Raw genomic sequence first — 15759 nt, forward strand, 5'->3', positions numbered from 1 at the left:
TGCTGGCGACCAGTGAGCGTCTGCGTAGCGCGGTCGCCCAGGTCAGCCAGGTGGTGGAAAACACCGCCGGCCGCTCCGGTCAGCAGCAGGACATGACCGACATGGTCGCCACCGCCGTGCACGAGATGGGACTCACCGTGCAGGAGATCGCCCGCAATGCCAACAGCGCGGCCATGGCCTCACGCAGTGCCCGCGACGAAGCGCAGCAGGCACGCGTGGTCGTTGGCCAGTCGATCAGCCACATCGAGCGGATGTCCGCGGATATCGGCGGCGCTGCTTCGGCAGTCGGTGAACTGGCGCAGCAGGTCGCGTCGATCGACCAAGTGCTGGCGGTGATCCGCGGAATTTCCGAACAGACCAATCTGCTGGTGCTGAATGCCGCCATCGAAGCGGCGCGTGCCGGCGAAATGGGCCGTGGCTTTGCCGTGGTGGCCGACGAGGTGCGCACCTTGGCCAGCCGCACCCAGGCGTCTACCGATGAAATCCAGCAGATGATCGCGCGCTTGAAGAGTGGCGCGGAAACCGCGGTCAATTCGATGCATGCCGGTCAGGCAGCCACCGGCACCGGGGTCGAAGCCAGCCAGCGCACCGGACAGTCGCTTAGCGCTATCACTCAGCAGGTCGAGCAGATCAGCGATATGAACACCCAGGTGGCCGCTGCGACCGAGGAGCAGACATCGGTGACCGAAGAGATCAACCGCAACGTGCAGGGCATCGCCGATCTGGCCCATGCCACTGCCGACGAAGCCCGCCATTGCCGCGAGGATTGCCAGACCCTGCGCGGGTTGGCGGATGATCTGGCCAAGCAGATGGGCAACTTCCGCCTGTAGCGATCGGGCGTGGCACTGGCGGCGGTTATTCGGCCGCCAGTGCCACGCGATTGCGCCCGCTGTTCTTCGCCCGATAAAGAGCGTCGTCGACTCGCTTGAAAAAGGCTTCGGCGCTGCCATCGAGCCCCGGGCTGTAACAGCCGACGCCAAGGCTGGCGGTCAGTGCTGCAGGGCTATCCTGACCTTCAGGGGCGCGCACATCGAGAGGGCGTTGAACCAGATCGTCGAGGAATTCTTGGGCCAGCAGTCGAGCCTGCTCCAGTGGGGTGCTCGGCATCAATACGCCGAACTCTTCACCGCCCAGGCGCAGCAAGGCGTCGCTGTCACGCTGGAACACCTCGCGCATGCGCTGGGCGAAGGCGCCGAGGTAGGCGTCACCGTAGGCATGGCCGTATTGGTCATTGATGCGTTTGAAAAAGTCGATGTCCAGCAGCACCAGCGACAACGGCTCGGCCTGGCGTTGGGCGCCGGCGATCATTGCCGGAAACAGGGTGTTGAACTGATACCGGTTGCCCAGCTGGGTCAGGCTGTCGGTGCGACTGACCCGCTCCAGGCTTTCCTGCTGTTCGAGCAGCCTCAGCTCCAGGGTCAGCGTGGCCTGGTATTCGCGGTGGCTGCGGTTGAGGACCAGCACCAGGTAACTCAGGTAGAACGCCAGCGTCACCAGCATGGCGTGACGCTCGCCCCAGTCGGCTCCCATGGCCGCAAGGCCGGGCAGGTAGATCAGCAGCAGGGCGATGACCGCCCGACCCTTGCGCATGCTGAAGTTGAAGGCCACGGCAGTGCTGAAGGCGATGGTGCTAAGCGTGGCGATAAACCAGGAGTCGGCAAACACCGGGCTGACCACCACCCAGGCATGGGCGACGCCCCAGGCGCAGGCGGTGAAGAAGATCAGGCACCAGTGCCGGTTGAGCCACTGGTGCAGGGCGTCGCTGGATTGTTCGTTGGGTAGCCGATGCAGCAGGCGCAGGCCGAGCAGGCTGCCGAACAGCGCGATGCCACCCAGGCCGAGCGCCAGCTGGTCGCCCGGAGCGGCGCTGAACAGCCAGGTCAGCAGCCATGCCAGCAGGTAATAGATGCCGCCAAGGCGCGTGCGCAGTCGGGTGTCTTGGGCCTCGCGCCATACGCGAAACGCCGCAGGCTGGCGTGGCACATCGGAGCCGGTCATAGGGGGCGGCCGCATGAAGGGGGATGCGCCGATAATGCGAGCCGTACAAACGAGCTGTCAATTAGCCATCCGTATGGGGCGCCCGCGCCGGCGTCTTTACGACGGCCCTGGTCGCGGGTGTGATCGCTCAGCGCAGAATCAGCAACGCGCTGGTGCTGGTGCGCAACAGATGGCTGGTGGTGCTGCCGACCAGAAACTGGCGAATCCGCGAGTGGCCGTAGGCGCCCATCGCCAGCAGGTCGATCCCCTGTTCGATCTGGTAGGCGTGCAGGGTTTGCTCGACATCGCCAGCGCGGATGGCCAGGTGCACTTCGCTGGCCGAGCCTTGTAGCCGCTGGCCAGCCGCCTGCAACTGCGCACGGGCGGTGGCGGTATCGGCGCCCACCATCAGCAGGTGGCAGGGCAGACCCTTGAGCAGCGGACTGGCGGCGATCATCTCGATGCACTTGTCCGCCGTGGGACTGTTGTCATAGGCAAGCATATAGCTCAGCGGCGTCTTGAACGCACCGCAGCTGACCAGAATCGGCCGGTGCAGCGTGCGGATCACGTTCTCCAGGTGGCTGCCGACCAACTGGCTGACGGTGTCGCTGGTCCTGCCCTGACGCCCGATCACCAGCAGGCGAATGTCCTTTTCCAGCTCGTGCAGGCACTCGACCAGGTCGCCGTGGCGCTGGCGCAATTGCGCCGCGTCCACGCCATCGACCTGCGCTCGCTGGCGCGCCGCCTCGAGCATCAGGTGGCCCTGCTCCAGCGCCAGCTTGTGCCGGCGCTGGTCGAGGTCAGCCAGCTCTTCGAGCAGGTTTTCGCGGCTGCCCAGGCCGATGGTGCCGGACAGGTCCGCGGCCACCGGGTAGCGCACCTCGTCGAGCACATGCAGCAAGGTCAGGGGCGCGGCCAGACGCTGACAGGCCCAGGCCGCGTAGTCGCATACGGCGGGTGTGGATTGCGAGCCATCGATACAAGCCATTACGTGTGACATGGTGTTCTCCTTATCAGTGGCCCATCCGTTGGTCGACGGCGTCAGGCTTATCGTGCACGCCGAAACGGTCAACAATGGTCGCGCTGGCTTCGTTGAGGCCAAGCACTTCGACGTCGGTGCCCTCGCGGCGCAGCTTGATCACCACCTTGTCGAGTGCGGCGACGGCGGTGATGTCCCAGAAGTGCGCCCGTGACAGATCAATGATCACCTTGTCGACGGCATCCCTGAAATCGAACGCGGCGACGAATTTGTCGGCAGAGCTGAAGAATACCTGGCCAGTCACCTTGTACAGGCGCTGGGTGCCGTCGCTGTCGGTTGCGGACTCGATGTAGAGGAAGTGCCCGATCTTGTTGGCGAAGAACAGGGCGGCCAGCAACACGCCCACAAACACCCCGTAGGCCAGGTTGTGAGTAAAGACGGTGACGGCCACCGTGGCCAGCATGACGATGTTGGTCGACAGCGGAAATTTCTTCAGATTACGGATCGAGTCCCAGCTGAAGGTACCGATCGACACCATGATCATCACCGCCACCAGCGCAGCCATGGGAATCTGGCTGACCCAGTCGCTGAGGAACACCACCATCAGTAACAGCACCACGCTAGCGACCAGGCAGGACAAGCGGCCGCGGCCGCCGGATTTCACGTTGATCACCGACTGGCCGATCATCGCGCAGCCGGCCATGCCACCGAGCAGCCCCGAGGCGATATTGGCCACGCCCTGACCTTTGCACTCGCGGTTCTTGTCGCTGCTGGTGTCGGTCAGGTCGTCGACGATGGTCGCGGTCATCATCGATTCCAGCAGGCCGACCACCGCCAGGGCGGCGGCGTAGGGGAAGATGATCGTCAGGGTTTCAAGGTTCAGCGGCACGTTTGGCCAGAGGAAGATCGGCAGGGTGTCCGGCAGCTCGCCCATATCACCGACGGTGCGGATATCCAGGCCGAAATACATGGCCACCGCGGTCATCGAGAGGATGCACACCAGTGGCGAGGGAATCAGCTGGCCGAGCTTCGGCACATAGGGGAACAGGTAGATGATGCCCAGGCCCGCCGCGCACATGGCGTAGACCTGCCAGGTAACGTTGGTCAGCTCTGGCAACTGGGCCATAAAGATCAGAATCGCCAGGGCGTTGACGAAACCGGTGACCACCGAGCGTGAGACGAAGCGCATCAGCGAGCCAAGCTTGAGATAGCCAGCGCCGATCTGCAGCACGCCGCACAGCAGCGTGGCGGCGAGCAGGTATTCCAAGCCGTGATTTTTCACCAGAGTCACCATCAACAGGGCCATGGCCCCGGTGGCAGCGCTGATCATGCCAGGACGGCCGCCGACAAAGGCGATCACCACGGCGATGCAGAATGAGGCGTACAGGCCGACTTTGGGATCGACCCCGGCGATGATCGAGAAGGCGATGGCTTCCGGGATCAACGCCAGTGCAACGACCAGGCCGGCGAGCACATCGCCGCGGATGTTAAAGAACCAGGTGTTTTTCAGGCTTTGTAGCATGGTGAATTCCAAAGGCTGGGGTCCGCACATGCACGCAAGGGCAGGGCGGATTGGCTAATAAAAACGGCTGCAACGGAGGCAGCGCCGGCTCAGCGGCCAGCGCGCAGGGGCAGAGCTACGGCAACGGTTGCACCGGCCGGGCTATGCAGGGAGGGGGCGAAACGCTATGGCGGCGTAGGCAGCCAGCGGGATGGTTGGGCCAGTGTCATTACGACCTGTCTCTATCCATTCGGGCGAAAAGGGCGGCCACCTTATCACGGCAGGGTGCTGGACGGCACCCGCCGGGCGGGGTGGAACTTTGCCAACCCCGCTTACTCTCAACAACGCCTTACCGAGTTTGGGCCTGACCGCGTACGCATGCGAGATCGTCACATTCCTCGGGCACGCTGCTGCTTCCTGTCCGTATGCGAGAACGATTTCTATGATGTCCGCTGCCAAAGGGGTGCTAGGAAGGCTACCTGCGCTTAACCCATGGACCTGGGCATTGTTGTTGCTGATGTTGGTTGCCGCTTATCAGGTGCAGGTCCTGCATCTGGATAGCCGACTGTATTTCTGGATCAAGACCTCGCTGCACCAAACCGAATGGCAAGGGCGCAGCCTGTGGCTGCCGGAATATCACGTCCGTATCGACGCCAAACCAGTGGCAACGGTCAAGGACAACCTGTCCGGGTTGACCTTCGACGAACGCCGCAACCACCTGTGGGCCGTGCTCAACAACCCCGAAGAACTGCTCGCCCTGAGCACCGACGGCGAGGTGCTGGCGCGTTACCCGCTCAGCGGCTTCAGCGACGTCGAAGACATCACCTACCTGGGCGACGACCTGTTGCTGCTGGTCGAAGAACGCACCCAGGCGCTGGTGGTGGTAAAGGTGCCGAGCAAGGCTGGTCCGCTGTTTCGCGAAGACTATCGCGCCCTGACCCTGGGGCTGGCGCCGGGCGGCAACGAGGGGTTCGAGGGTGCCGGCTACGACCGGGACGGTGACCGGCTGTTTGTGGTCAAGGAGCATTCGCCGCGCAAGCTGTACGAAATCCGCGGGCTGAAATCCACCCTGCAGGGGGACTTCAATCTTGAGGTGATCGATCGCGCCGACTGGATTCAACACAAGGTCTTTGCCACCGATCTGTCCTCGGTGCACTTCGACGCCGACACCGGCCACCTCGCGCTGCTCAGCGACGAATCGAAACTGCTGATGGAACTGGATGCCGATGACGGCAGGCTGATCAGCTTCCGCTCATTGCTCGGCGGCTTCGCCGGCCTGGAAGACAGCGTGAAGCAAGGCGAGGGGGTGACCTTCGATGACCGTGGCAACCTGTATCTGGTCAGCGAGCCCAACCTGTTCTATCGCTTCGAGCGCGATTAGCGCGGCAGTGCCAGCCGCTACCAGAGCGGCTGGATAACGTCGTGGCTTCGTAGGGAGGACAGGCCGAAGGCTTGTCCGCCATTGGCGTGGTCAGCGGTGGACAAGGCTGCGCCTTGTCCACCCTACAAACTAGCCGGCATGCTGCGATCAACCGCGCCGGATCAACCAGATTCCCGCAACGATCAGCAGCAGTCCGCCGATCTTGCCGAGGCTGATCGGCGCTTCGCGAAAGCCGGCCCAGCCGAAGTGATCGAGCGTCAGTGCCATGGCCAACTGGCCGGCGATCACCAGCGCCATAAACAACAGTGCGCCAACCTTGGGCCCGGCGAACGCGGCGGTGGCGATAAACATCACCCCCAGCAGGCCGCCGCTCCAGTGCCACCACGTCAGGCCCTTGAGCGCGGCGACAGACGGAACCTCGCGCTGCGCCAGCACCAGAATCAGCAGCGCCAGGGTGCCGACCGCAAATGAAATCAGCGCCGCCGACAGCACGCTGGAGACCTGCTTGGCCAACTGGCCGTTGATCCCTGCCTGCAGCGGCAGGCAGGCGCCAGCAACGAAAGGTAAAGCGAGTAACCACCAGATGGGCGCAGGCATTGCGGCATCTCTCCGTCGGCGAAGGGCCGGCGATTATGCCGCAATGCCTGTCTGCTCGGTCAGCGCTTTGGCGCTAGCAGGCTGTTTAAACGGGCTCTTCTTGATAAAAGAAAAGGCTAGGCGCCGGTGGTGTGTGGCGCGCCCAGGCTTCGGCGCTCAAGTGGGAAGTATCTGACCTCGTAGGGGGCACGCGCGGTCACAGCGCTTTATCGAACTGCAGCAGCGCCACCCGGTTGCCCTGCGGATCGCGGCGCTCGACCAGGCCGCGGAGTGCGTAACTCAGGGCCGGGTACAGCAGCAGGCCGGCGCTGTTGGCATTGAAACAGGACGCGTGCATGCGGGTGGCCTGGTGGCGCTCTCGCGCCAGTTGTTCCATCGTCGTCACCAGGTAACGCGCCACGCCCTGACCGCGAGCCCAGGGCGCGATCATCAGATTGCCCAAGGCGCAGGCTTTGCCTTGCTGCCATTGATAGAAGTTGGCGAAACCGGCGACTCGACCCTCCAGCAGCGCCACCGTGCTGTCGCTGCGTGCTTCCATGGCGGCGGCCAGCTGCTCGACATCCAGCGGCCAGACCGCCTTTGGGTAGCAGAAAAACAGCTCGGCGACGTTCTGCGGAAAGGCGACGACCTCGGCCAAGTCATCGAACGTGGCGGGGCGATGGCTAAGCGGGCCGGTAGGCATGATGGATGTGGTCATCCGTGCCGGCTCACTGCGGCGGGTACTGGCTAAGGATGTCGATAACCGTGGCGCGAATCGCGGCCTCGCGCTCCGCCGGGGTCGGCTGTTGCTGGCGGATGACCTGCTCGGCGCTGCCGCGCCAGACCAGCTTGCCGTCCTTGCCGTCCAGCAGATCGATCTGCAGGGTACCGACCTGGTAATCCAGGGTGCGAGTTTCGACATGGCTGGGGCCGCCCCAGAATCCGCCGCCCCAAGGATCGCCCCAACCGCCACCGAAGTGGGTGCTCACCTGCTGCTGGCGGTCATCGACAATCAGCCAGACCTGCACCTTGAGGTCGCCCGCTGCGCCCGCTGTTGCCGGGCGCAGGTCGCGCTGATCGAGCTGCTCCGCCACCGCCGTGCGAATGCGCTGACCGGTGAGGTCGCTGCTGACTCGAGGATCCTCCGGTTTGTATTGCACGGCCGGCTCGTGCCAGCTCCAGCTGCGGTAAGCCGCGAAGTCGCGGTTGGGGTCGTAGTCGCGTTCCAGCCGGGCGGTCTGACATCCGCTCAGCAACAGCAGTAACGAAAGCAACAAGGCAATGCGCATGGTGGTCTCCGATGATCGCCCATCAGGCGGGCGGGTAGGCGGCGAGGGCCTGGCGGATCGCGTCGCGCAGGGCATCGGCGCGCTCGCTCTGGCTGCCGTTGGCCAGCGTCTGCGCGCTGCCGCGCCACACGGGCTGACCATCGCGGCCATCGAATAGCTCGATGTGCACCACTATGACCTCTTCTTCGTAGGTGCGCACCAGGGGCGCGCTGCCCCATAGGCCGTAATCACTGCCATAACGGCCGTGACCATAATGGCTGCCGTAGTGTTCGGCCACCTGGCGGATGCGGGTTTCCTGACGCAGCTCGGCACTCACCTTGAGGTCGGCGGTTATATCGCTGCGGGCTGGACGCAGGCCGCGTTGATCGAGCGCATTGCTCAGCGCCTGTTCGATCAGTTCGGTACTGGCCCAGGCGCTGCCAGCGGGGCGGTTCAACCAGCTCCAGTTGCGGTAGCGCCCGTAGTCGCGGGGCGCTGCCGGGTAGGCGCTGAGATCGACCTGCTGCGCGGCCTGGGCCGGGGCAGGTGGCAGCGAGTTGGACTCGGCCTTGTAGGGGTTCTGGCTTTGGCAGGCCAGCAGGGCAGGCAACAGAAGTAGCAGTGACAGTGGTTTCATGATTATTCCTGCCTGCGGACTCGATTTTGATAAAGCTTGGAAGCCTGCGGCCTCGTAGGACGAACATGCCGAAGGCTTGTCCGCCATCTGGTCGCCAATGGCGACAAGACTGCGCCATGTCCAGCCTACACAGCGCCCCATCGTCTCAATCCTGGTGTTCAGCGCGGCCGGCAGATCCAGTGCAGGTAGCGGCCCAGGCCGGCGAAGCTGGGGTGACGGCGGTAAGCCAGCTCCATTTCCAGCAGCTCCGGCACGCTGGCCTTCGCCTGAAACGGCTGCGGCATATAGTCGTGAAAGACCCGCACGCCGCTCTGGGTTTCGACCTGCCAGTGCTGCTCAAGTTGCGCCGCCAGTTGCCGCGGATCGAGCGGCATCTGCGGCGTCAGGCTCTGCTTCTCGCCAGCGAACTCGGCCATGCGCAGTTTGCGGAAATGACCTTTGAGCAGGTTGCGATAGATCAGCGCATCCTTGTTGTAGAACGCCAGCGACAGCCAGCCGCCCGCCGTGCACAGCCGATGCAGCACCGGCAGGATCGCCTGCGGCTCCGCCAGCCATTCCAGCACCGCATGGCAGATCACCAGGTCGTAGCTGCCGTCGAGTTGATCGGGCAGCTCCTGCCACGGCGCCTGAATGAAGGTGGCCTGCTGCCCGGCGGCGGCAAAGCGCGCGCGCGCGCCCGCGAGCATCGGTTCGGCAGGTTCGGCCAGGGTGACCTGGTGGCCCTGTTCGGCCAGCCACAGCGCCATATGACCCAGGCCCGCGCCGACATCGAGCACCCGTAACGAGCGTTGCGGCAATGCCTCGGTCAGGTCCGCCTGGAGCACCGCCAGGCGTATCGCGCCCTTGGCGCCGCCATAGATCTTCTCGGCGAAGCGGGTCGCCAACTCATCGAAGTGCCGATCAGCCATTGGCGAAGCGCCGTTCGTTGTCGGCCAGTTTGGCGCGGACGACCTGCTCCAGGTCGAGGCCCAGCTCGCTGCACAGCAACACCAGGTACAGGACGATGTCGCCTACCTCCTGACCCGCATGGGCCAGCTGATCGGCGGGCAACTGCCGCGACTGCTTTTCGCTCAGCCACTGGAAGATTTCCACCAGCTCGGCCATTTCCACGCTGGCGGCCATGGCCAGGTTCTTCGGGCTGTGAAATTGCCGCCAGTCGTTGCGATCACGGATCGCATGCAGGCGGGTGGTGAGTTCGCTGATATTCATCGGTCGCTCCAGGCAGGCGCCTAGCTTCCGGGTTTGCCGGCGCGGCTTCAAGCGTTCGGCGAGTTTTAGGGCGAGGTGTCGGCCTGAGACAAGCGCGTAGGCGCTGCGTCAGTCTTCCATGACCGGATGTTGCGTCTGCATGGCTTCCCGCTGCAGCAGCGCCGCCTTGCGCTGCACGCCCCATCGATAACCGCTGAGGCCGCCGTTGCTGGCGATCACGCGGTGGCACGGCACCAGCAAACCCAGCGGGTTACTGGCGCAGGCACGGGCGATGGCGCGCGGATGGCTGCCCAGTTCGCTGGCCAGGTCCGCGTAGCGGCGGGTCTGACCGAGTGGAATGCGTTGCAGGGCGTGCCATACCTGCTGCTGGAACACGCTGCCGCGCAAATCCAGCGGCAGGTGCGCGGCGCGGCGTGGTTCCTCGACATGGGCGAGCACGACCGCCAGCCACGCGCCCAGCCCGGCATCGTCGCGCAGCAACTCGGCGGCGGCAAAGCGCTGGCGCAGCTCGTCTTCCAACGCCGCGGCGCTGTCGCCAAACAGCAGCGCGCAGACGCCTCGTTCGCTGGCCGCCAGGAGCAATTGGCCGAGCGGGCAGGTGGCCAGCGTATAGCGCAGCGTTTCGCCGGCTGCACCCTTGCGCCGCTTGGCGGGCGTCAGGGCGTCCGGCTGTTCGTAAAGGGCGCGGGTGCCTGAATAGCCTGCCGCCAGTGCGGCGTCGAGAACCGTATCGGCGCTGGCCAGGCGGGCATCCAGCTGCGCGCGACGCTGGGCGCTGGCCCAGGCTTTTGGCGTCAATCCGGTACGCGCCTTGAACGCACGGGCCAGGTGGGACTCGGAAAGGCCGATGCGCCCGGCCAGTTGCGCCAGAGTCAGCGGCGGTTGAGTCGGGCCGAGCAGGCGGCACGCCGCGGCGATCAGTTCGTCGAGTTGCTGGGCCGGGCTGGCCGCCTGCGGCGAGCAACGCAGGCATGGGCGAAACCCCGCGGCTTGCGCTTCGGCTGGCGTGGCATGAAAGCTGACGTTGTGGCGCAGCGGCCGGCGGGCGGGGCAGCTCGGGCGGCAATAAATGCCGGTGCTGCGCACGGCGAACACGAAGCGGCCGTCGAAGCCGCTGTCGCGGTCGCAGAGGGCTTGCCAGCAGGTGTCAGGATTAAGCATGGCGCGGCTCCGTACAGGGATGAGCCGATTGTCGACCTTCGTGGGATGCGCGCCAATCCGAAATACGCTTTAGAACTAATGCACTCTAGAGCTGGAGCGCGCGAGCCGGCCGTGCGGCTTACTGCCAGTCAAGCTCCAGCTGCGCCTGCCAGGCGAATCGCTCGAAGTGGGTGGCGATCAGGTGCTTGAGCTTTTCCAGGTTCTCCCGGGTGTCGCTGAGGGCGCTCAGGTACAGGCCGGTGTTGTCGGTGTGCAGAAACGCGATGCCGAAGTCGAATTCGACCCGGCCCTGGCTCTCGTCGAAGTTCACCGCCAGCTTGTGGCTGAACTGGCTGCAGAAGCGGCTGATGTAGCGCGCCGGGGTCAAGGTCAATACGTAGCTGGTGGCGACATGGGGCGTTGCGATGGCTCTGCGCCCATGGGCGCGCGCGTGCAGGCCGGCTGCGGGCTGCTTGCGCACCATGGCGTCACAGGGCTGGGTAAGGGTTGGCTGGCGCAGCGCGTTGCCGACGACCGAGCGGTGAACACCGCGCGCATCGTGGCGCATCGCTGGGTGTGCGGGCCCGTTGGTGTCACGTTCGGGGCGCTTCATAGCCATTTCCACTTGCAGTACCTTTTGGCAAAAGCCTTTGCTGGGCTTGAATAGACCAGCAGCACAGGCCTGAAATCCGTTGGCCGGTGCTGCTTGCGTAGCTAACAGACAGTGGCGGCCGTGCATTGGTTGCATGGCGGCGGAGGCAAAGCCAGTCGATGCGACGGCGTGCAAGTTTTTAGAGGGCGGAAAAGCACTGCCGGCCGACAGGAGGGTGGGCGCTGCACAAAGATTGCCGTATAACGGGCGGCATACGCGAATAGGCAACACAGGACCCACGATTAAAGCTGATGAAGACGCCAAAACGTATTGAACCCCTGGTCGAAGCCGGGCTGGTCGACGAGGTAATACGCCCGCTGATGAGTGGTAAAGAAGCGGCGGTCTATGTGGTGCGCTGCGGAGACGAGCTGCGCTGCGCCAAGGTCTACAAGGAAGCCAACAAACGCAGTTTTCGCCAGGCCGCCGAGTATCAGGAAGGCCGCAAAGTGCGCAACAGCCGCGACGCGCGGGCCATGGCCAAAGGCTCGAAGTACGGCCGCAAGGGTCAGGAAGATGCCTGGCAGAACGCCGAAGTCGCCGCCCTGTTCCGCCTGGCCAGTGCTGGCGTGCGGGTGCCCAAGCCGTATGACTTCCTCGAAGGCGTGCTGTTGATGGAGCTGGTCGATGACGGCGAGGGCGACGCCGCTCCGCGCCTCAATGATGTCGACCTGCACCCGGACGATGCCCGCGAATTCCACGCCTTCATGATTCGTGAAGTGGTGAAAATGCTCTGTGCTGGTCTGGTGCATGGCGATCTGTCGGAGTTCAACGTACTGCTTGATCCAGGTGGTCCAGTGATCATCGACCTGCCCCAGGCGGTGGACGCTGCCGGCAACAACCATGCGTTCAAGATGCTCGAGCGTGATGTCGGCAACATGGCCGCCTACTTCGGCCAGTTCGCTCCGGAGCTGAAATTCACCAAGTACGCCAAGGAAATGTGGGCACTCTACGAGGCCGGCGAGCTGACCCCGGAAAGCCCGCTGACCGGTGAATTCGACGACCCGGAAGAAGAAGCCGATATCGATGCGGTGATGCGCGAGATCAAGGCCGCGCTGGCCGACGAGGCGCGGCGCCAGGCGCTGCTGAATGCCGAAGACGAACCCAAGGGCGAGGAGCCCCCGCCGCCTTGGGCGCAGTAGGCTGAGAGTGCGGTAGATAAAATGATGCCGCTGACCCGAACAGGTCAGCGGCATTTTTTATGTCTGCTATCCACGCCTGCCAACGTTCCACCTGTAGGGTGGCTCGGGGCGCGTAGCCGACGCTTTTTCATCCACCATCCGATGCGAGGGGGTGGATGGGTGGAACGACATCCACCTTACGGGAGCCGCTCATGAGCGTGGGCTAAGGCTACAGCCGCGTGGCCAGGAACGTATCGCAACGGCCGACGTCGCCTTGCGCGAAGCCGGTTTTGAACCAGCGCACGCGCTGCGCGGAGGTGCCGTGGGTAAAGGAATCCGGCACCACTTGGCCGCGCGACTGCTGCTGCAGCCGGTCGTCACCGATGGCATTGGCAGCATTCAGCGCTTCTTCCAGATCGCCGGGTTCCAGCCAGTCAAGGCGGCGCTGGGCATGGTGCGCCCATACGCCGGCCAGGCAGTCCGCCTGCAGCTCCTGGCGCACCAGCAAACCGTTGTCGCCTTCCAGCTGCTCGCCACGCTGGCGTGCCGCATTGACCCTGGCGGAGACGCCCAGCAGCGTCTGCACATGGTGGCCGACCTCATGAGCGATCACGTAGGCCTGGGCAAAGTCGCCCGCGGCGCCGAAGCGCTGTTCCAGCTCGCGAAAGAACGCCAGGTCGATGTACACCCGCTGATCGCCGGGGCAGTAGAACGGCCCGACCGCCGAGTTGGCGAAGCCGCAGGCGGAATTGACTCCATCGCTGAACAGCACCAGGGTCGGGTCGCGGTACTGCTGGTCGGCGCTCTGGAAAATCGCGCGCCAAGTGTCTTCTGTGTCGCCCAGTACCGCGCGAACGAACTCCGACTGCTGATCGTTGCCTGCCGGCGCCGTCTGCTGGCTCGGTGCGTCGCCCTGGCCCGCCTGACCGGCTAACTGCCCGAGAATCTGCATCGGGTCCTGGCCCATCATCAGCCCGACGATCACCACGATGGCGATGCCACCGAGGCTCAGGCCCTTGCCGCCGCCGAAGCGCCGACCGCCGCTGCCGCGCGCGTCCACTACGTTGTCGCTGCGTCTCGCCCGTTTCCAGCGCATCGCTTACATCCTTCTGTGATTAGCTGCCGGGCGCCGTTAACGCCGCCCTGCTGTCCAGGCCAATGGACCGATTTCGGCAGGCGGCGGTTCACTTGCTTGGGTAATCGCTGATCACCCGCTCGGCACCCTGATGGTCCAGCCCGATAACCTGGTAGGCATCGCGTGCGTCGCCGTATTCCATGCCTGGCGAGCCGGTCGGCATGCCGGGCACGGCGGCACCGAGCAGGTCCGGCTGGGCGCGCAGTTTGAGGATGTCGGCGGCGGGCACGTGGCCTTCAACGAATTTGCCGTCGATCACGCCGGTGTGGCAGGACGCCAGCCGGGGCGGTACGCCAAGCCGCTGCTTGACCGCGCTCATGTCTGTTTCGACATGGTCGTTGACGGTAAAGCCGTTGTCTTGCAGGTGGCTGATCCAGGCTTTGCAGCAGCCGCAGTTGGGATCGCGGTGCACGTCGATGGTCAGCGGCTCGGCGGCCTGGGCCGTGCTGGCGAGAAGGGCGAAGGCAATAAGCGCGCGGCGCATGGTGAACTCCACTGGGACTGGGGGGGAGAGCATAGCGCCCCAGGCCTCGGGTGCCCATGGGCCGGCTGTGAGCGAAGGTTTCCAGCGTGCCGGTAACAGGTGACCCATGCTTTTCGGCTATGCTCGCCGCCACATTCACTGGAGTTCAGCCATGTTGCTTGCACGCATCATCTTGTCGATTCAGCTGCTGGCCATGGCGGGGCTTGGCCTGGCGTATTTCATCCGCCCCCATGAAATGGCCAATCTCAGCGGGATGTTGCTGATGGCGCCAGCCGCCGCCACCGACATGCGCGCCTATTACGGCGGGTTGCAGCTGGGCCTGGCGGCGTTTGTCGGCCTGGCCATGGCCCGCGTGGACCTGACTCGCGCCGCGCTGATCCTGTTGGTGATGCTCTACAGCGCCCTGGCACTGGCTCGCATCGGCGGCCTGGTGCTGGATGGCGGCGCGCAGCAGACGTTCAACCTGTACGCGCTGGTGCTCGAGGTGGTCTCGGCTGGTCTGTGCTTCTGGGCGTTGCGCGGCCTCAGCAGAACCTAACGCCGTTCCAGCAACACCCCCGACTCCATGTGGTGGGTGTAGGGGAACTGATCGAACAGGGCGCAGCGTGTCACCCGATGGGTGTCATGGAGCTGGGCGATATTGGCGGCCAGGGTTTCCGGGTTGCAGGAAATGTACAGGATGCGCTCGAAGCGCCGGGTCAGCTCGCAGGTGTCCGGGTCCATGCCGGCGCGCGGCGGGTCAACGAACACGCTGCCGAATTCGTAGCTCTTCAGGTCGATGCCAGCCAGGCGACGGAACGGCCGCACTTCATTCAACGCCTCTGTCAGCTCCTCGGCGGACAGGCGCACCAGGCTGACGTTGTCCACACCGTTATCGGCCAGGTTCGCCAGGGCGGCGTTGACCGAGGACTTGCTGATCTCGGTGGCCAGCACCTTGCGCGCGCGGGTGGCCAGCGGCAGGGTGAAGTTACCGTTGCCGCAATACAGCTCCAGCAGGTCGTCCTGACGCTCGCCCAGTACCTCGTAGGCCCAGCCGAGCATCTTCTGGTTCACTTCGCCATTGGGCTGGGTGAAGGCGCCTTCCGGCTGGCGATAGCTGAAGCGGCGGCCGGCGACCTGCAGTTTTTCCTCGACGAAATCCCGGCCGATCACGATGCGCTTGCCCTTGGAGCGGCCGATGATGCTGACCTGCAACTCAGCCGCGAGCTTCTCGGCTTCGGCCTGCCAGGCCGCGTCCAGCGGGCGGTGATAGCACAGGGTGATCAGTCCATCGCCAGCCAGGGTAGTGAGAAACTCGACCTGGAACAGTTTGAAGCTCAGCGCCGCACTGGCTTGCCAGGCGGCTTTCAGACGCGGCATCAGCGCATTGATCTGCGTGCTGGCGATGGGGAAGTCTTCGAAGAAGATCGGGTTGAGGTTATCGCCGGCCTCGAACATCGCGTAGTGGCGGTCCTCACCCTCACGCCACAGGCGGAATTCCGCGCGCAGGCGGTAATGTTCGCGCGGCGACTCGAAGACTTCAGGCGCGGGTGCCTCGAACGGTGCCAGCAGCTCGATCAGGCGCTGCTTCTTTTCGGCGAGTTGGGCGTCGTAGCTGGCGGGGTCGAACTGGGAACGGCTCATGGAATACTCGGATATTTCGATCGTAAAAGGCGGATGAAACCGTGTTCGTCCGCCTTTAGGCAGGTGTGGGCGCGGATCT

General features: G+C 64.6%; 18 protein-coding genes. 4 read left to right on the forward strand and 14 right to left on the reverse strand.

Annotated features, from left to right (window positions below; genetic code table 11):
* Positions 1-101: 101 nt before the first annotated feature.
* A complete protein-coding gene (locus tag ACX0MV_RS04050) occupies positions 102-830 on the forward strand; it encodes a methyl-accepting chemotaxis protein (RefSeq protein ID WP_458981752.1) in 729 nt (242 codons plus the stop codon).
* A 25-nt stretch (positions 831-855) separates the two neighbouring features.
* Here the strand turns inward: ACX0MV_RS04050 and ACX0MV_RS04055 are convergent, their stop codons facing one another.
* The 3 genes from ACX0MV_RS04055 to ACX0MV_RS04065 all read right to left on the reverse strand — a co-directional run bounded on the left by ACX0MV_RS04055 (position 856) and on the right by ACX0MV_RS04065 (position 4478).
* A complete protein-coding gene (locus tag ACX0MV_RS04055; RefSeq protein ID WP_458981203.1) occupies positions 856-2013 on the reverse strand; it encodes a GGDEF domain-containing protein in 1158 nt (385 codons plus the stop codon).
* 112 nt (positions 2014-2125) lie between these two features.
* The gene (locus tag ACX0MV_RS04060) at positions 2126-2977 is read right to left on the reverse strand and encodes a universal stress protein (protein ID WP_458981204.1); all 852 of its coding nucleotides are present in this window, start codon (positions 2975-2977) and stop codon (positions 2126-2128) included.
* Between the two features lie 13 nt (positions 2978-2990).
* Positions 2991-4478 carry a SulP family inorganic anion transporter gene (locus ACX0MV_RS04065; protein ID WP_458981205.1) on the reverse strand — a complete coding sequence of 496 codons (1488 nt, stop codon included), beginning with the start codon at positions 4476-4478 and terminating at the stop codon, positions 2991-2993.
* Positions 4479-4899: 421 nt separating this feature from the next.
* Between ACX0MV_RS04065 and ACX0MV_RS04070 the strand changes: the two genes are divergently transcribed.
* Positions 4900-5838, forward strand: a complete 939-nt coding sequence (locus tag ACX0MV_RS04070; protein WP_458981206.1) for an SdiA-regulated domain-containing protein — start codon at positions 4900-4902, stop codon at positions 5836-5838.
* Between the two features lie 147 nt (positions 5839-5985).
* Here the strand turns inward: ACX0MV_RS04070 and ACX0MV_RS04075 are convergent, their stop codons facing one another.
* The 8 genes from ACX0MV_RS04075 to ACX0MV_RS04110 all read right to left on the reverse strand — a co-directional run bounded on the left by ACX0MV_RS04075 (position 5986) and on the right by ACX0MV_RS04110 (position 11281).
* Complete coding sequence (locus tag ACX0MV_RS04075) at positions 5986-6435, reverse strand: DMT family transporter (RefSeq protein ID WP_458981207.1); 450 nt, start codon at positions 6433-6435, stop codon at positions 5986-5988.
* A 196-nt stretch (positions 6436-6631) separates the two neighbouring features.
* A complete protein-coding gene (locus ACX0MV_RS04080) occupies positions 6632-7132 on the reverse strand; it encodes a GNAT family N-acetyltransferase (protein ID WP_458981208.1) in 501 nt (166 codons plus the stop codon).
* Between the two features lie 10 nt (positions 7133-7142).
* Entirely contained in the window at positions 7143-7703 is a 561-nt protein-coding gene (locus tag ACX0MV_RS04085; protein ID WP_458981209.1) for a DUF4136 domain-containing protein, read from the reverse strand.
* Positions 7704-7725: 22 nt separating this feature from the next.
* Positions 7726-8319: a DUF4136 domain-containing protein gene (locus ACX0MV_RS04090; protein ID WP_458981210.1), complete on the reverse strand. Its 594-nt coding sequence runs from the start codon at positions 8317-8319 to the stop codon at positions 7726-7728.
* A 158-nt stretch (positions 8320-8477) separates the two neighbouring features.
* Entirely contained in the window at positions 8478-9227 is a 750-nt protein-coding gene (locus ACX0MV_RS04095; protein ID WP_458981211.1) for a methyltransferase domain-containing protein, read from the reverse strand.
* On the reverse strand, positions 9220-9528 hold the full coding sequence (locus ACX0MV_RS04100) for a nucleotide pyrophosphohydrolase (RefSeq protein ID WP_458981212.1): 309 nt from the start codon (positions 9526-9528) through the stop codon (positions 9220-9222). Before ACX0MV_RS04100 ends, ACX0MV_RS04095 begins: the two co-directional genes overlap by 8 nt.
* A 108-nt stretch (positions 9529-9636) precedes the next feature.
* Positions 9637-10689: a bifunctional DNA-binding transcriptional regulator/O6-methylguanine-DNA methyltransferase Ada gene (gene ada, locus ACX0MV_RS04105; protein ID WP_458981213.1), complete on the reverse strand. Its 1053-nt coding sequence runs from the start codon at positions 10687-10689 to the stop codon at positions 9637-9639.
* A 118-nt stretch (positions 10690-10807) separates the two neighbouring features.
* The gene (locus ACX0MV_RS04110) at positions 10808-11281 is read right to left on the reverse strand and encodes a DUF2218 domain-containing protein (protein WP_458981214.1); all 474 of its coding nucleotides are present in this window, start codon (positions 11279-11281) and stop codon (positions 10808-10810) included.
* A gap of 290 nt (positions 11282-11571) precedes the next feature.
* Here ACX0MV_RS04110 and ACX0MV_RS04115 point away from each other — a divergent pair, with 290 nt between their 5' ends.
* Positions 11572-12459 (forward strand): PA4780 family RIO1-like protein kinase, encoded by an 888-nt coding sequence (locus tag ACX0MV_RS04115; protein WP_458981215.1) that lies wholly within the window; start codon positions 11572-11574, stop codon positions 12457-12459.
* Between the two features lie 208 nt (positions 12460-12667).
* Here the strand turns inward: ACX0MV_RS04115 and ypfJ are convergent, their stop codons facing one another.
* Both ypfJ and ACX0MV_RS04125 read right to left on the reverse strand, forming a co-directional pair.
* Entirely contained in the window at positions 12668-13534 is an 867-nt protein-coding gene (gene ypfJ / locus ACX0MV_RS04120; protein ID WP_458981216.1) for a KPN_02809 family neutral zinc metallopeptidase, read from the reverse strand.
* Positions 13535-13622: 88 nt separating this feature from the next.
* Positions 13623-14057: a DUF411 domain-containing protein gene (locus tag ACX0MV_RS04125; RefSeq protein WP_458981217.1), complete on the reverse strand. Its 435-nt coding sequence runs from the start codon at positions 14055-14057 to the stop codon at positions 13623-13625.
* Between the two features lie 151 nt (positions 14058-14208).
* On the opposite strand from ACX0MV_RS04125, the gene ACX0MV_RS04130 reads away from it, so the two are divergent.
* Entirely contained in the window at positions 14209-14595 is a 387-nt protein-coding gene (locus ACX0MV_RS04130; protein ID WP_458981218.1) for a DUF4345 domain-containing protein, read from the forward strand.
* On the opposite strand, the gene trmA is transcribed toward ACX0MV_RS04130, so the two are convergent.
* Positions 14592-15680 carry a tRNA (uridine(54)-C5)-methyltransferase TrmA gene (gene trmA / locus ACX0MV_RS04135; protein WP_458981219.1) on the reverse strand — a complete coding sequence of 363 codons (1089 nt, stop codon included), beginning with the start codon at positions 15678-15680 and terminating at the stop codon, positions 14592-14594. The genes ACX0MV_RS04130 and trmA overlap by 4 nt on opposite strands.
* Between the last annotated feature and the right edge of the window lie 79 nt (positions 15681-15759).

Source organism: Pseudomonas cistanchae (assembly GCF_054483635.1).

Coding starts and splice junctions, on each gene's coding strand:
- ada (WP_458981213.1), bottom strand. CDS start 10,689: ATGCTTAATCCTGACACCTGCTGGCAAGCCCTCTGCGACCGCGACAGC.
- trmA (WP_458981219.1), bottom strand. CDS start 15,680: ATGAGCCGTTCCCAGTTCGACCCCGCCAGCTACGACGCCCAACTCGCC.
- ACX0MV_RS04055 (WP_458981203.1), bottom strand. CDS start 2,013: ATGCGGCCGCCCCCTATGACCGGCTCCGATGTGCCACGCCAGCCTGCG.
- ACX0MV_RS04075 (WP_458981207.1), bottom strand. CDS start 6,435: ATGCCTGCGCCCATCTGGTGGTTACTCGCTTTACCTTTCGTTGCTGGC.
- ACX0MV_RS04110 (WP_458981214.1), bottom strand. CDS start 11,281: ATGAAGCGCCCCGAACGTGACACCAACGGGCCCGCACACCCAGCGATG.
- ACX0MV_RS04115 (WP_458981215.1), top strand. CDS start 11,572: ATGAAGACGCCAAAACGTATTGAACCCCTGGTCGAAGCCGGGCTGGTC.
- ACX0MV_RS04080 (WP_458981208.1), bottom strand. CDS start 7,132: ATGACCACATCCATCATGCCTACCGGCCCGCTTAGCCATCGCCCCGCC.
- ypfJ (WP_458981216.1), bottom strand. CDS start 13,534: ATGCGCTGGAAACGGGCGAGACGCAGCGACAACGTAGTGGACGCGCGC.
- ACX0MV_RS04100 (WP_458981212.1), bottom strand. CDS start 9,528: ATGAATATCAGCGAACTCACCACCCGCCTGCATGCGATCCGTGATCGC.
- ACX0MV_RS04065 (WP_458981205.1), bottom strand. CDS start 4,478: ATGCTACAAAGCCTGAAAAACACCTGGTTCTTTAACATCCGCGGCGAT.
- ACX0MV_RS04125 (WP_458981217.1), bottom strand. CDS start 14,057: ATGCGCCGCGCGCTTATTGCCTTCGCCCTTCTCGCCAGCACGGCCCAG.
- ACX0MV_RS04085 (WP_458981209.1), bottom strand. CDS start 7,703: ATGCGCATTGCCTTGTTGCTTTCGTTACTGCTGTTGCTGAGCGGATGT.
- ACX0MV_RS04130 (WP_458981218.1), top strand. CDS start 14,209: ATGTTGCTTGCACGCATCATCTTGTCGATTCAGCTGCTGGCCATGGCG.
- ACX0MV_RS04060 (WP_458981204.1), bottom strand. CDS start 2,977: ATGTCACACGTAATGGCTTGTATCGATGGCTCGCAATCCACACCCGCC.
- ACX0MV_RS04050 (WP_458981752.1), top strand. CDS start 102: ATGGTCGCCACCGCCGTGCACGAGATGGGACTCACCGTGCAGGAGATC.
- ACX0MV_RS04090 (WP_458981210.1), bottom strand. CDS start 8,319: ATGAAACCACTGTCACTGCTACTTCTGTTGCCTGCCCTGCTGGCCTGC.
- ACX0MV_RS04095 (WP_458981211.1), bottom strand. CDS start 9,227: ATGGCTGATCGGCACTTCGATGAGTTGGCGACCCGCTTCGCCGAGAAG.
- ACX0MV_RS04070 (WP_458981206.1), top strand. CDS start 4,900: ATGATGTCCGCTGCCAAAGGGGTGCTAGGAAGGCTACCTGCGCTTAAC.